Genomic DNA, 12887 nt, shown 5'->3' with positions numbered 1-12887 from the left:
CTCGCCTACTCCGCCGCGTCGAGCGCTTCGGCCAGTTCGCGCTCCAGGCCGTAGTAGCGGGCGCGGTCCCAGAAGCGGGGACGGGCGATACCGGTCGAACGGTGACGGCCGACGATCTTGCCGTTCTCGTCCTCGCCGGTGATCTCGTAGACGAACAGGTCCTGGGTCACGATCACGTCGCCTTCCAGCCCCACCACCTCGGTGATGTGGGTGATGCGGCGCGAGCCGTCGCGCAGGCGCGCGGCCTGGATGATAACATCGACCGAGCCGACGATCATCTCGCGGATCGTCTTGGACGGCAGGCCGTAGCCGCCCATAGTGATCATCGATTCCATCCGGCTGATGGCTTCGCGCGGGGAGTTGGCGTGCAGCGTGCCCATCGAGCCGTCGTGGCCGGTGTTCATCGCCTGCAGCAGGTCGAAGGCCTCCGGTCCGCGGACCTCGCCGACGATGATCCGCTCGGGACGCATCCGCAGGCAGTTCTTGACCAGATCCCGCATGGTGATCGTGCCCTGGCCCTCGAGGTTGGGCGGGCGGGTTTCCAGACGGACGACGTGCGGCTGCTGCAGCTGCAGCTCGGCGGCGTCCTCGCAGGTGATGACCCGCTCTGTCGGGTCGATGAAGGCGGTCAGGGTGTTCAGCAGGGTCGTCTTGCCCGAACCCGTGCCGCCCGAGATGACGATGTTGCAGCGGCAGGCGCCGATGACGCCCAGGACGCGGGCCCCTTCCGGGCTGATGGAGGCGTACTCCACCAGGTTCTTCATCGTCAGCTTGTCTTTTTTGAACTTACGGATCGTCAGGGTGGGCCCGTCGATGGCCAGCGGGGGCGCGATGACGTTGACGCGGCTGCCGTCCGGAAGGCGGGCGTCGCAGATCGGGGAGCTCTCGTCCACGCGGCGGCCGACCTGGCTCACGATCCGCTGGCAGATGTTCATCAGCTGGGTGTTGTCGCGGAAGCGGACATTGGTCAGCTGGACCTTGCCGTTGACCTCGATGAACACCCGGCCCGCGCCGTTGACCATGATGTCGGCGATGTCGTCGCGGCCCAGCAGCGGCTCCAGCGGGCCGTAACCCAGGACGTCGTTGACGATGTCCTGGACCAGATGCTCCTGCTCGGCGACCGACATGGAGACGTTCTTGATCGCCACCAGTTCGGCGACGATGTCGCGGATCTCTTCCGACGCGGCCTTGGTATCGAGCTGGGCCAGCTGGGCCAGGTCGATCGTGTTCATCAGCGCGTTGAAGATCGTCGTCTTCGTGGCGTGGTAGTAGTCGCTCTGCTCGCGGACGATCTCGGCGACCGCCTGGGCCTTTTTCAGCTGTTCGAAGCCGGCAGTGGCCTTGGGGCCGGGTCCGGCGTTCGGTGGCGGGGCGGCGGCCGGCCTGGGCCGCGCGGCGAGCGCATCAAGGCGATCGGCAGCGGGCGACGGCGGGGCGGACGCCGCACGTCCGGAGGTGTGGGCGAACCCGGTCTCGGCCGGCGGGGCCTCGGCGGAATAGGCGAAGGCCTGGGTCTGCTGACCCTGGTCCGGTTGGGGCGGCAAGGCGTCATCGAACGCCTCGGCCGGCTGGGGCGCAGGCGCGGGCCGGGGCTGGGTCGCTACCCCGCCGGGCTGGGATGTACGCTTTCCGAACACCCGTCAGGTCTTCTTCTTGAACAGGCCGGAGAACATCGACTTCTGTTCGCCTTTCGACGCCTTGCCGGGCCCGGCGATCATCGGCAGTTCGCGGCGCGAGACGATCTGGGCCAGGGTCTGGAAGGCCTCGGCCGCCTTGGACCTGGCCCCTGCGTCGAGAATCATCTGGCCATTGTTGGCCGCCATGCCGAACAGCTTGGCATCGAACGGAATCGACAGGCTGGGATGGATGCCGAGGGCCGCGCCGAAGTCCTTGGCCGGGATTTCCGGGCGACCCGGCACGCCGACCTGATTCAGCACCAGCCGGGGCGGCGCGTCGTTCGGACGACCCGAACGGATCAGGTCGATTATGTTCTTGGCGTTGCGCAGGCTGGCCAGATCCGGCGTCGCCACGACCACGACCTCATCGGCCGAGATCAGGGTCTTGCGCATCCAGCCGGTCCAGATGTGCGGCAGGTCCAGGACCACGAAGGGCGCGGTGCCGCGGATCTGGGCGGTGACCTCCTCGAAGGCGTCGGGCGAGATGTCCCAGTCCGTGTCCAGGGTCGCGGGGGCCGCGAACAGCGACAGCTTGTCGGTGCAGCGGACCATCATCCGGTCCAGCAGGACGGCGTCCAGCCGGTCGGGCTGGCCCAAGGCGTCGGCCACGCCCGACAGCGGGTCCTGGTTGAAGTCGAGGCCGGCGGTGCCGAACGGCAGGTCGTAGTCGACGATGACCGTGTTGGCCCCGATCCGCTCCGACATCGCATAGGCGGTGTTGTGCGCCACGGACGAAGCCCCCGCCCCGCCCCGCGCGCCAACGAAGGCGATCGAGCGGCCGACGAACGGCTGGGCGGGGTCGGAGAAAAGCCCGCCGATCGCGGCGATCAGTTGCAACGGCTGGACCGGAGCGACGAGGTATTCGCTGACGCCCCGCTTCATCAGCTCGCGGAACAGGATGATGTCGTTGGTCGCGCCGATAACGACGACCTTGGTGCCCGGGTCGCAGACCTCGGCCAGGCGGTCGACCTGCCACAGCAGAGCCTGGGGATCCTCGAGGCATTCGACGATGATCAGGGGCGGCGTCGGCTCTTGCGAATAGGCGTCCAGGGCCCCCGGGATGCCGCCGACACGGATCTGGGTCGTGGCGCGGGACATGCGCCGATCCTGGCCGGCGCGCTCTGCGGCGGCGAGGGTGTCCTGACGCTCGGCGAAGACGTGGATGGCGATGCGCGGGACCGTGACCTCGTTCTGCAGCCCGGAGAGCTGGGGCGCGAAGGCGGCGGAGGCGCCGGCCACCAGTTCGCCGACCGGGTTGTAGCCCGGCGCGGGACCGGGTCCCGAAGCCATCGGCAGGCCGGGATGGGCGACGACCGCTCCTGCTGGAGCCGGAGCGCCGACGGGAGCCGTGAACTGCAGCGGCTCGCGCGGATTGATGTCGGCGTCCGGCGACGGCGCGGCGGCCGGCATGAAGTCGAGATCGGCGTCGAACTCGTCGTCGAGGTCGTCAAAAGGGCGGGAGGCGGAGGCATGGGTCATGTCGCGTCAGTCCACCGCATTCGAGATGCGCTGGTTCTCGATCATCGGTTCGCGCGTCGCCGCTGTCGGCTCGCCCAGCCGGTATTTGTCGAACACGACCGCGCGGCGTTCAGCGCTGCCCGGCTGGAGGGCGCGCGGCGAAACGATGTCCCGGGGATCGGCGATCTGGGCGGCGAGGTTGGCGTTCACCGCGCAACCGAAGTTGGCGTAGCCGGCGTTGGCGCCGGTGCGGCCGAGATTGGTCCAGCTGGTCCCGCACTGGGGTACGGCGGCCCTGACGGTGTCGAACCCGACCAGCACCGGGGCGCGGGGATCGGGAGCGATATAGGTCACGACCCGGACCTGGTAGGGCGGCACGCCCTGCGCTTCGAGGGCGCCCTTGATCCGCCAGGCGATGTCCGACGAGACGGGGTCGTCACCCGATGGCGCCTCGACCGTCAGCATCGGCGCGCCTTCGCCGGCGAAACGATTAACCATGTCGCCCAGGGCCAGAGTCTGGTTTTCCGACAGGCCCGTCTCGTGCACGGCGAAAGCCACACGGTCGATCCCCGGTTCGACCTGCAGAGCGAAGCGCGAGGTCGGCGTCAGGGGAACCGGTCCGGAACCGGCGGCGCCGCCGCAGGCCGCCAGCGGGGCGGCCAGCAAGACGGCCGAGGCGAGCATGATCAGGGAAGAACGGGTCATGGCGGCGCTCACTCGATCACATAGCCGACGGGGCCCTGCCATCCGGCCGAGGGCGAGGCGGTGGGGGCGGGGGATCCGTAGGCCTGATTCAACTGGCCGAAGAAGATGGTCTGGGCGTCGTTGGCGATGCGCAGGCCGTCAGCGGGCGTCTGCATCCGGCCGGGCGACGTCGCACTGACGATATAGGGCTCCACGATCATCACCAGTTCGGTCTCGCCCGACAGATAGTCGCGCGACCGGAACAGCGAACCGAGCACCGGAAGGTTGGTCACACCGGGCAGGGAATCGACCGTCTGGCGGGTGCTTTCCTGGAGCAGGCCCGCGATCATCATCGACCCGCCAGAGGGCAGTTCGACCGTTGTGGACGACCGTCGCACGCCCAGGCCCGGCAGGGTGATGGACGACGGCGTGCCGGCGCCGAGGGTGAAGCCGCCGCCCGCCTGCAGCTCGGAGACCTCCATCGAGATCTGCAACGAGATGTTGCCGCCCGAAAGCACGATCGGGCGGAAGGCCAGACTGACGCCATAGGGCTTGTATTCGATGGTGACGTTTCCGTCGCGGTCCCGCCCGGTCGGAGTCGGGAACTCGCCGCCGGCCAGGAAGCTGGCGCTTTCGCCGTTGACCGCCGTCAGGTTGGGCTCCGCCAGGGTGCGCACCAGGCCGACGCGCTCGAACGCCTCAAGGCAGTTCTGGGTGTTGGTGCCGGTGACCGTCGAATAGATCGTCTGGGCCAGGCCGGTGATGGCGTTGGTCACCGTGCTGCCGAGCGTGCTGGTGATCGCCCCGGTGACGGCGGTCCCGACCAGCGTAAAGGGGCCCGGTTCGCCCTCCATACCGACCTGCACCTGGTTGATGTTTGTGGTGCCGTTGGTGGCGGTCGTGGTCGTGCCGTTGCTCGTGTTCGACCCGGCCTGGACCTGGTTGTCGTAGTTGGTCGTGCGGGCGTTGTTCTCGCCGTAGCAGAGGCCGTTGCCGCCGAGATAGTTGCCGTTGGCGCCCCAGGTATTGCCCCGGCCGAAGCCGATCGAGGAGTTGCCGTCGTTGTAGACGACGTTGGTGGCCAGCCCGAGCTGCTTGATGGCGTTGCGCTGAACCTCGACCACCCGGACTTTCAGCGTGACCTGGTCCGAGCCGGCGACGCTGAGCATGTTCAGCACCTTCTCGGGCGCCGAGACGAAGGCGCGGGCGACCGAGACGATCCGTTCGGCCTCGGCGGTGCTGGTGACCATGCCGGTCAGGATGATGCTGTCGTTGACCGCCTCGGCGTGGACCTGGGCCCCTGGAGCGATGCGGCTGAGCGTGTCCTGCAGGGCCGAGGTGCCGGCGTCGACGCGGACGCGCAGGGTCAGGATCTGGCGGCCGGCGGCGTCAAGGAAGACCGCGTCGGTCTCGCCGGGCGCGATGCCGATGATGGTGATGCGGCGCGGCGAATGCACATTGGCCTCGGCCACGGCCGGGTTCGACACGATGACGTCCCGCGCATCGGCGGGCAGGTCGACGGCGAAGGAGGTGCCGCGCGGCAGGTTGACCAGCTGGGGACCGGAACCCGCCGCTACGGTCTGGCGCGCGCCATAGGTCTGGGCCGTCGCCGGAGCGGCGGCGCCTGCGGCGACGAGTGCGGCGCAGGCCAGGGCGACGAGACGGTTCACAGAGGCGGTCATTGGACGCTCACCACTTCGGGTTCTCCGCCGCGGAAGATGCGGACCGTGGCGGGACGACTGGCGACCGGCGTCCGGGCCGCCGGACCCACGCGACCCGAGGGCCCGGCGGTGTCGGCATAGGACCGCAGGGTCAGCGAAAGAATGCCGGCCGCCTTGGCCAGGGCGAGGGTCTCTGTGTCGCTGGGCGCGATCTCCAGGGTGGCGGTGGCGCCGACCACGGCCTGCTGGTCGTCCTCGGCGCGGGTCGACTGGTCGATGGCCAGGACCTTGACGTTCTGCAGCACCAGACGACTGGCGAACTTGGCCTGGTTCGGAGCATCGTCCGAGCCGCGTTCAAGCTCGAGCGTGACGAGCACGTCGACCCGGTCGCCCGGCAGGATGAAGCCGCCGGCGGCGGTCTCGGTCGACACGGCGACGGCCATGGCCCGCATGCCGGGCTCCAGATAGGCGGCCATGTAGCCGCTGTCGCCGGCGCGGACGATCTTGCGGCCCACGATCGGCTCACCAGCCAGGATCGGTTCGCGAACGACCGACCCGAAATATTCCGACTTGGCTCCGCCGCCGGTCAGCGCCTCGGCGGCGCGGGTGACGCGGGCGACCGTGCCCTCGGGCTTGTCTTCTTCCTCGGCTTTGGCGGCCTCGCCCTCGGCGTCGGCGGCTTCAGCCTGGGGCACAGGGACGGATCCGTCGGTGATGAAGGCGGGATTGACCTCGTCGGCGGGCCAGTCCTTCCATTCCAGATCGGCGTCGGTGAGCCGTTGACCGGGCGCCAGATCACGCGCGGCGACCAGTACCTTGGCCATCGGTCGCGCGGGTTCGGCTGCCGCGGCGACAGCCGCAGGCTCGCCAGAGGACGATCCCATGGCGCGCACGACCAGGGCCAGACCGATGGCGGCCACGGCGGCGATGCAGATGACGGCGATACGGGCGGGCTTCATCGACGGTCTCCGGCGAGACCGGGCCCGAATCGTGGCTCCTGCGGTCTACCGTTAACGACCATGGCGGGCGCGGGTTAACGCGACGCTAAATGCGCAAACCTGGCTAGCCGGCGGCGAATGCAGCGAGCAGAGCGCTGGAAGGAAACGCCATCAGGGCGCCGGCGCAGATGGCAATGCCATAAGGAATGTCACCCTTGGTCTCGAGCAGGGTGTGGACCCAGACCGGACCGCCGACGATGTGGGGCGCGACATCGCGCCGGGCGACGATCAGCGCCAGCGACAGCAGGCCGCCGAACACTGCGGTCCAGAGAATGAATTCAAAGGACGCCGACGGCCCCAGCCACAGGCAGGCGGCGGCGATCAGCTTGGCGTCTCCGCCACCGATGACCCGAAGCGCGAAAAGACCCATGCCGACCAGAAGGGCGATGACGGCCACGCCGCCATGCATGCCGACCATATCGACCGGCAGGCCGACCGCCAGGGCCGCCGGGAAGAAGCCGAGGATCAGGGATCCCGACAGCCAGTTCGGAATCCGCATCGTCGTCAGGTCCGACAGGGCCGCGGCGATGACCAGGCCGGGCAGGACGCTGAGCAGGGCGAGGGAAACAATGTCCATGACTGCATTCTGCATGGGGCGGGTTAAATCCGGGTTGCCGCGACGACCTCGCCGGAAAAAAAAAAGGGCCGGCGCGTTTCCGCGCCGGCCCCCGCTTTCAAGACCCGTGAGGGTTTAGCCGAGTTTGGCCGAGACCTTGTCGAACGTGGCCGACAGGTTGGTGCCGACCAGTTGCACGGCACCGATGATGACAACGGCGATCAGAGCCGCGATCAGGCCGTACTCGATGGCCGTAGCGCCCGACTCGTCCTTGGCGAAACGCGAAACGAACTTGGTCATGGTGTTCTTCCTTGTGAAATCTGTGAAGCGAGCAACGATGGCTGGGAGGCTCGGTCGCCCGCTTGTCCCCCAAACGCATGGGCATATTGACCCGGACCGGTTAAAACGGGGCTAGAAGGCGTGGTTACCTGCACGTTTACTGTGAAAATTCGGCACGAGCTGTTTGCGCGGCCAGCAGATACCCCTCAGCCCTGAACAGGTCGGCCATCCAGGGGATGATGTACAAGGTCGTCCGTTAGCGCTTGTTAAGACGCCTTGACCGAAACGCGGGTGAAGGTTGCTCACTTCCGGGCTCGTAGCGATTTTCGGCCGCTATGGAGCGGGCCAGGTCCGGTGCGCCGCGACGACCTCGCTAAAAAACAGCGGGCCGCCGCGTTTCCACGCCGACCCGCCAGTTTCAAGACCCGTGAGGGCTTAGCCGAGCTTGGCCGAGACCTTATCGAACGTGGCCGACAGGTTGGTGCCGACGAGCTGAACGGCGCCGATGATGACCACGGCGATGAGGGCTGCGATCAGGCCGTATTCGATGGCGGTGGCGCCCGACTCATCCTCGACAAAACGCGAAATGGACTTGGTCATGATGGTCTTCCCTGTGAAATCTGTGAAACGAGCAGCGATGGCTGGGAGGCTCGGTCGCCCGCTTGTCCCCCAAACGCATGGGCAGACGCTTCCGGACTGGTTAAAGACAATATAGAAGGCGTGGCTAGTCGATTGTTTACTGTAAAACTGCGACCTGAACATTATGCAAAAACAGCAAATGCCTGCCAGCGTTGAACAGCTCAGCGCTCCAGAACGCCCATCCGTAAAATCATTTGCCAGCGCTTGCTCATACACCTGAATGAAGCAAGGCCGAATCTCTCTGGGTTTAGATTTTGTAGAGGTTTCCGACCGATCTTCGCGTCTCGCCCTCGCGCGCGCCCGTTCAGAGCTACAAGGACACCTACCCATGGCCGGATCGATCGCCGCCCTGCTGCGCCCCGCCCTCCTCGCCGGCCTGTTGCTGGCCGCCGGGGCCGCTCACGCCCAGACGCTGAACGTCGAGATTGACCGTTCGGCCCGCATCGGCCTGACGGGATCAGCCGCTTCGGTCATCGTCGGCAACCCGGCCATCGCCGATGTCACGGTCGTGGACGCCAACACCCTGTTTGTCACCGGCAAGGGCTATGGCGTGACCGAGGTCGTCGCCGTGGATGGCGTCGGCCGGACCATCTTCCAGGGCGAGATCGTCGTCACCGGCGGATCGACGGGTTCAGTGCGCGTCTGGCGCGGAGCCCAGGCGACCGAGATGGCCTGCGCCGCCTCCTGCGCGCCCAGCATCCGCAACGTCTCCGGTCCCGCCACCGCCTCGGCCGCTACGGCGGCTTCCGCTCCGACCCCCTGATCCATGAGCCGGTCCCTGTTCCGCAGGCGCGGCCGGGCCGCTGTCCGCACGCCCCGTGAAGGCGCTGCGGCGGTCGAGTTCGCCATGGTCGCCGCCCCGTTCTTCTTCATGATCTTCGCGGTGCTGGAACTCGGTCTGGTCTTCCTGATCGACTCCACGCTCGAGAACGCCGTGTTGACCGCCAGCCGGCTGGTTCGCACCGGCCAGGCCGACACCGGGAACATCTCCGCGGCCCAGTTCAAGACAGCCCTGTGCGCCGAGATGAGCGTCTTCCAGGGCGACTGCGGCAGCCGCGCCGACGTCGATGTTCGCGTCATGCCCCAGTTCACCGACGGCACCCCGGACAGCCCGATCCGCAACGGCGTCATGAACACGGGCGATCTTCAATACAACAAGGGCCAGCCGGGGGACCTGATGCTGGTCCGCGTCTGGTACTCCCAGCCGCTGGTCACACCCTTCATGCAGCAGGCCATGTCGCGGCTGGACTCCGGAGCCGCTGTGATCTCGGTCGCCACCGCCTTCCGAAACGAGCCCTATCGCGGGTCCACGCCATGAGCCTGCGCCGCTCCGCCAGCCTGGGCTTCCTGCACCGTTTCGGTCGCGACGGGTCCGGCGTGTCCGCCGTCGAGTTCGCCCTGCTCGCCCCTGTCCTGATCCTGATCTATTTCGGCCTCGCCGAGTTCTGCCAGGCCTATATGGCCCAGCGCCGGATGGGCCACGCCACCTCCCAGGTCGCCGACATCGTGGCCCAGTATCAGGCGGTGGACGCGGACCTGATCGACGACACCTTCGCCATCGGCGGCCTGGTCCTGGCGCCCTTCCCGGACACCCCTTTGAAGCTGCGCGTCACCGCCATCACGCGGGGGGCCGACGGCGTGGCGCGGGTGACCTGGAGCCGGGGCAAGGGCATGACCAGTCGCAGCGGGACCATGACGGTCCCCTCCGGCCTGATCGAGAACGGCGAGAGCGTCATCATGAGCGAGGGCACCTATGACTATGTTTCGCCGCTCAACCAGGTCCTCGGGACCAAGCAATTCAGCCACACCTACTGGCTCCGGCCGCGGCTCGTGAACACCATCACCTGCTCTAACTGCTAGGCGATCCTACCCGACGAGCGCCTGGCGGATCGCCGCGATCTTGGTGTCCGTTTCCTGAAGCTCAGAGGCCGGATCGCTGTCCGCCACGATCCCCGCCCCGGCCAGGGTACGGAACGCCCAGGTCTCGCCCTCGCGCCAGAAGGCGATGGTCCGGATCAGCACCGAGGCCGTCAGGGCGCCGTCGTCGTCCAGCAGGAACAGACTGCCGCACCAGGCCCCGCGCGGGCCTTCGTGAGCCGCGATCACCCGCATGGCCTGGTGCTTGGGCGCGCCGGTGATCGATCCCGGCGGGAATGACGCCGCCAGCACCTCGGCCGGACCGACGCCCGGCTCGGCCACGCCGGTCACGGTCGAGACCAGGTGGTGGACGGTGGCGAAGCTCTCCAGCTCGAACAGTGACTCGACCACGACGGAGCCCGGTCGCGCGACCCGCGACAGGTCGTTGCGCATCAGGTCGACGATCATCAGGTTCTCGGCCCGATCCTTGGCGCTGGCGATCAGTTCGGCCGCCTGGGCCGCATCGATCCCGGAGTCCGCGTCGCGAGGGCGGGTGCCCTTGATCGGCCGCGTCTCGATCCGCCGGGTGTGGGGATCGAAGGTCAGGAACAGCTCCGGCGAGTTGGACACCAGCACCCGGTCCCCAATGAGCCAGAAGGCGCCATAGGGCGCCCCTCCCGCCGCCAGCCGGGCGAACACGTCGAACGGATCGGCATGGGATTCGAGTTCGCCGCTCCAGGCCCGGGCGATATTGGCCTGGAACAGTTCGCCGGCCGCGATCCGCGCCACGACGTCGGCGACGGCATCGGTGTAATCCCGCTCGGGCCGCTCCGGTTCGAAGCGCGCGGCCGGGACGCCGCCGGGCGCGACAGGGGTCGCCGAAGCGATCCAGCCGACGGCCTCGTCCGCCTTCCCGGTCGCCTCGCCCTCGTCCCTCCCCAGCCCTATGGCCGAGACCGTCCACGCTTCGTGATCGAAGACCAGCATGGCCGGATAGCGGGCCAGCATCAGATCCGGCCAGTCTCCCGGCGACGCACCCCGGTCTCCGGTTGCGGGGCGGGCCCCGGCGTCATAGGTCGCCAGGCCGACCACGAACCGGTCCATCCCGTCCTCGGCCAGGGCGGAGAAGGAATGGGACGCCTCCATCCGCGTCGCGACGATCCGGTCGGGGGCGCAGGCGACCCAGGAGCGCCGCGCGTTGGGGCCGCCGTCGGACAGGAGACACAAGGCCCCCTGACGATGCGCCAGCCCGGCCGCGACGGCCAGGGGCTCGACCCAGTCGAGGGTCCTGACGACGCGAATGGCCAGAGTCCCCTCGCCTGTCACGCTGCCAGCCGCTCCGTGATCCGGGCGCGCAGGGCGGCATCGACCCCGAGCGCCTGTTCCAGATAGCCGTAGATCGAGCCGTACCGCTCATTGATGGCGGCGATGGCGGCGTCCAGATAGGCGGGCTCGACCCCCATGAAGGCCACCACGGCGTCGTGCGAGGCCTCACGCCCGGTGAAGCCTTTCAGCTGTTCGGCGATGGCCGGCGCGCGGCCGACCAGATCCACTGCCGTATTGGTCAGCAGGTAGTCCTCCATCAGGTCGTCGTGGCCGACGCCCAGCAGGTGATGGGTCAGGGCCGCCAGCATGCCGGTCCGGTCCTTGCCCGCCGCGCAGTGGATCAGCACCGGCCGGTCGGTCTCGCCCAGGGCGGAGAAATAGCGGCCGAACAGGTCGATGTGGGCCGGAGCGAAAGGCAGCTGGCGATAGGTGGCGGTCATGAACCGGCGGCCCGAGTCCGGCGTCAGGTTCGCGGTCTTGAGGAAGGTGATGTGCGGCGCCTCGCCGGCCTCGTCGAGATCGCTCTCGAACACCTGGCCGGTGAAGTTGGCGGCCCGCTTCGACGGCTGACGACGCCGTTCAACCGGACGACGCAGATCGACGACCACGCCGAGGTCCAGCGCCGCCAGCCGCTGCAGATCCGCCTCCGAGGCCGAGGCCTGATGCGCCGACCGGAACAGCCGACCCGTCTTGAGGGCCCGGCCGGCGGCGGTGTCGTAGCCGCCGTAGTCGCGGAAATTGTCGAGCGCGTCGAAGGCGTGGATGCGGGAGGTCATGGCCTCCCTATAGGGTGTTTCAGCGCGGCCCGACCAGCCCGGCCATGGCGTCCAGATAGGCGAGGAAAGCCTTCCTGCCGACCTCGGTCATCGAGGCCTCGGTCAGGGGCTTGCGACCCACGAACCGCTTGGTCACGGCGACGAACCCCGCCTCTTCCAGCTTCCTCAGGTGGACCGACAGGTTGCCGTCGGTGGTCTGGAGCCGCGCTTTCAGGGTGCCGAAGTCGGCGCTCTCGACCCCGGACAGGGCCGCCATGATGCCGAGACGAACCCGTCCATGGATGACGTCGTCGATCCGGCCGATATCGAAATCGTCGGCCATTCTCAGCCCCGGCTCGCCTGGCGCATCAGCAGGAACCCGGGCAGGGCCATCAGCAGATAGAGGGCCGCGGCATAGGCCAGATATTGAGCCGTCGAGCCCGAGAGCAAGGCCAGCACGGGCGCCGCAATGAACGACGCTATCGCCAGGACCCAGAGCAAGCGCTGGCGCAGCATGGTCGCGGAGACGGCCCAGCCCATGCCGTAGAAGGCGATGATGATCGAGGGGATGGCCAGCGACCATTCCGCCATATTCACCTCGCCCGTCCGGCCGACGTCGAGCAACATCAGGGCCGTGAACAGCGAAAAGATGCCCCATCCCAGGGCCGACCAGACGCTGCCGAAGGCGCGATTGGCGGCGGTCTCCACTCCGCCCTGGGCCTTCAGCCGACGGGTCAGCACGAAGAGCGTGGCGAAGAAGACGAGAAGAGCGACGCCCCAGACCAGTCCGTAGCCCGCCGGATCGACCGGCAGGAGGCCTGTGATGATGAACCAGTGCGCGACGCTGGCCGTGCCCCAGATCAGTCCGGCCGCGCACAGGATGGACCCGCCATGAGGCGGCGTCTTTGCGCCTTCCTCGGCGAGACTGCGCAGCCAGGCGATGTCAGCGGTGTCGTTGTTCGGATCGGTCATGTTCGGGTTTTCCAGTTTGTGTTCGG

Annotated in this window: 15 protein-coding genes; 3 read left to right on the top strand and 12 right to left on the bottom strand. The window is 68.0% G+C overall.

Going from position 1 to position 12887, the window contains the following annotated elements:
- Positions 1–5: 5 nt before the first annotated feature.
- The 8 genes from ACP7AU_RS07485 to ACP7AU_RS07450 all read right to left on the bottom strand — a co-directional run bounded on the left by ACP7AU_RS07485 (position 6) and on the right by ACP7AU_RS07450 (position 7912).
- A complete protein-coding gene (locus tag ACP7AU_RS07485; protein WP_426038134.1) occupies positions 6–1637 on the bottom strand; it encodes a CpaF family protein in 1632 nt (543 codons plus the stop codon).
- 3 nt (positions 1638–1640) lie between these two features.
- Entirely contained in the window at positions 1641–3155 is a 1515-nt protein-coding gene (locus tag ACP7AU_RS07480) for a cellulose synthase operon protein YhjQ/BcsQ (protein WP_426051012.1), read from the bottom strand.
- Between the two features lie 6 nt (positions 3156–3161).
- The gene (locus ACP7AU_RS07475) at positions 3162–3839 is read right to left on the bottom strand and encodes a CpaD family pilus assembly protein (RefSeq protein WP_426038130.1); all 678 of its coding nucleotides are present in this window, start codon (positions 3837–3839) and stop codon (positions 3162–3164) included.
- Between the two features lie 8 nt (positions 3840–3847).
- Entirely contained in the window at positions 3848–5500 is a 1653-nt protein-coding gene (locus ACP7AU_RS07470; protein ID WP_426051011.1) for a type II and III secretion system protein family protein, read from the bottom strand.
- On the bottom strand, positions 5497–6438 hold the full coding sequence (cpaB, locus tag ACP7AU_RS07465; RefSeq protein WP_426051010.1) for a Flp pilus assembly protein CpaB: 942 nt from the start codon (positions 6436–6438) through the stop codon (positions 5497–5499). The genes ACP7AU_RS07470 and cpaB overlap by 4 nt, the downstream gene beginning before the upstream one ends.
- A 103-nt stretch (positions 6439–6541) precedes the next feature.
- Positions 6542–7054 carry an A24 family peptidase gene (locus ACP7AU_RS07460; RefSeq protein ID WP_426038124.1) on the bottom strand — a complete coding sequence of 171 codons (513 nt, stop codon included), beginning with the start codon at positions 7052–7054 and terminating at the stop codon, positions 6542–6544.
- Positions 7055–7168: 114 nt separating this feature from the next.
- On the bottom strand, positions 7169–7333 hold the full coding sequence (locus tag ACP7AU_RS07455) for a Flp family type IVb pilin (protein ID WP_426051009.1): 165 nt from the start codon (positions 7331–7333) through the stop codon (positions 7169–7171).
- A gap of 414 nt (positions 7334–7747) precedes the next feature.
- Positions 7748–7912, bottom strand: a complete 165-nt coding sequence (locus tag ACP7AU_RS07450) for a Flp family type IVb pilin (RefSeq protein WP_425991931.1) — start codon at positions 7910–7912, stop codon at positions 7748–7750.
- Positions 7913–8279: 367 nt separating this feature from the next.
- On the opposite strand from ACP7AU_RS07450, the gene ACP7AU_RS07445 reads away from it, so the two are divergent.
- The 3 genes from ACP7AU_RS07445 to ACP7AU_RS07435 are packed head-to-tail and all read left to right on the top strand — an operon-like array spanning position 8280 to position 9811.
- Positions 8280–8714: a pilus assembly protein N-terminal domain-containing protein gene (locus ACP7AU_RS07445; RefSeq protein WP_426038122.1), complete on the top strand. Its 435-nt coding sequence runs from the start codon at positions 8280–8282 to the stop codon at positions 8712–8714.
- Positions 8715–8717: 3 nt separating this feature from the next.
- Positions 8718–9269, top strand: a complete 552-nt coding sequence (locus ACP7AU_RS07440; protein ID WP_426038120.1) for a TadE/TadG family type IV pilus assembly protein — start codon at positions 8718–8720, stop codon at positions 9267–9269.
- Positions 9266–9811 (top strand): TadE/TadG family type IV pilus assembly protein, encoded by a 546-nt coding sequence (locus ACP7AU_RS07435; protein ID WP_426038118.1) that lies wholly within the window; start codon positions 9266–9268, stop codon positions 9809–9811. Before ACP7AU_RS07440 ends, ACP7AU_RS07435 begins: the two co-directional genes overlap by 4 nt.
- Positions 9812–9817: 6 nt before the next feature.
- Here the strand turns inward: ACP7AU_RS07435 and ACP7AU_RS07430 are convergent, their stop codons facing one another.
- The 4 genes from ACP7AU_RS07430 to ACP7AU_RS07415 are packed head-to-tail and all read right to left on the bottom strand — an operon-like array spanning position 9818 to position 12861.
- On the bottom strand, positions 9818–11134 hold the full coding sequence (locus ACP7AU_RS07430; RefSeq protein WP_426051008.1) for an anthranilate synthase component I family protein: 1317 nt from the start codon (positions 11132–11134) through the stop codon (positions 9818–9820).
- Entirely contained in the window at positions 11131–11910 is a 780-nt protein-coding gene (locus ACP7AU_RS07425; RefSeq protein WP_426051007.1) for a tyrosine-protein phosphatase, read from the bottom strand. Before ACP7AU_RS07425 ends, ACP7AU_RS07430 begins: the two co-directional genes overlap by 4 nt.
- A gap of 19 nt (positions 11911–11929) precedes the next feature.
- Complete coding sequence (locus ACP7AU_RS07420) at positions 11930–12232, bottom strand: winged helix-turn-helix domain-containing protein (protein ID WP_426038112.1); 303 nt, start codon at positions 12230–12232, stop codon at positions 11930–11932.
- A gap of 2 nt (positions 12233–12234) precedes the next feature.
- Positions 12235–12861 carry a hypothetical protein gene (locus tag ACP7AU_RS07415; protein WP_426051006.1) on the bottom strand — a complete coding sequence of 209 codons (627 nt, stop codon included), beginning with the start codon at positions 12859–12861 and terminating at the stop codon, positions 12235–12237.
- Positions 12862–12887: the final 26 nt, after the last annotated feature.

Origin of the sequence: Brevundimonas sp. SL161, from assembly GCF_049896985.1 — a bacterium.
Lineage (GTDB): Bacteria > Pseudomonadota > Alphaproteobacteria > Caulobacterales > Caulobacteraceae > Brevundimonas.
The sequence above is the reverse complement of the archived record's forward strand: the minus strand, read 5'-3'. Positions and strand labels throughout refer to the sequence as shown.

Bases quoted from the DNA above. Each gene is read 5' to 3' on its own strand.
- ACP7AU_RS07480 (WP_426051012.1), bottom strand. From the start codon at position 3,155: ATGACCCATGCCTCCGCCTCCCGCCCTTTTGACGACCTCGACGACGAG.
- ACP7AU_RS07475 (WP_426038130.1), bottom strand. From the start codon at position 3,839: ATGACCCGTTCTTCCCTGATCATGCTCGCCTCGGCCGTCTTGCTGGCC.
- ACP7AU_RS07470 (WP_426051011.1), bottom strand. From the start codon at position 5,500: ATGACCGCCTCTGTGAACCGTCTCGTCGCCCTGGCCTGCGCCGCACTC.
- cpaB (WP_426051010.1), bottom strand. From the start codon at position 6,438: ATGAAGCCCGCCCGTATCGCCGTCATCTGCATCGCCGCCGTGGCCGCC.
- ACP7AU_RS07460 (WP_426038124.1), bottom strand. From the start codon at position 7,054: ATGGACATTGTTTCCCTCGCCCTGCTCAGCGTCCTGCCCGGCCTGGTC.
- ACP7AU_RS07455 (WP_426051009.1), bottom strand. From the start codon at position 7,333: ATGACCAAGTTCGTTTCGCGTTTCGCCAAGGACGAGTCGGGCGCTACG.
- ACP7AU_RS07450 (WP_425991931.1), bottom strand. From the start codon at position 7,912: ATGACCAAGTCCATTTCGCGTTTTGTCGAGGATGAGTCGGGCGCCACC.
- ACP7AU_RS07445 (WP_426038122.1), top strand. From the start codon at position 8,280: ATGGCCGGATCGATCGCCGCCCTGCTGCGCCCCGCCCTCCTCGCCGGC.
- ACP7AU_RS07440 (WP_426038120.1), top strand. From the start codon at position 8,718: ATGAGCCGGTCCCTGTTCCGCAGGCGCGGCCGGGCCGCTGTCCGCACG.
- ACP7AU_RS07435 (WP_426038118.1), top strand. From the start codon at position 9,266: ATGAGCCTGCGCCGCTCCGCCAGCCTGGGCTTCCTGCACCGTTTCGGT.
- ACP7AU_RS07425 (WP_426051007.1), bottom strand. From the start codon at position 11,910: ATGACCTCCCGCATCCACGCCTTCGACGCGCTCGACAATTTCCGCGAC.
- ACP7AU_RS07420 (WP_426038112.1), bottom strand. From the start codon at position 12,232: ATGGCCGACGATTTCGATATCGGCCGGATCGACGACGTCATCCATGGA.
- ACP7AU_RS07415 (WP_426051006.1), bottom strand. From the start codon at position 12,861: ATGACCGATCCGAACAACGACACCGCTGACATCGCCTGGCTGCGCAGT.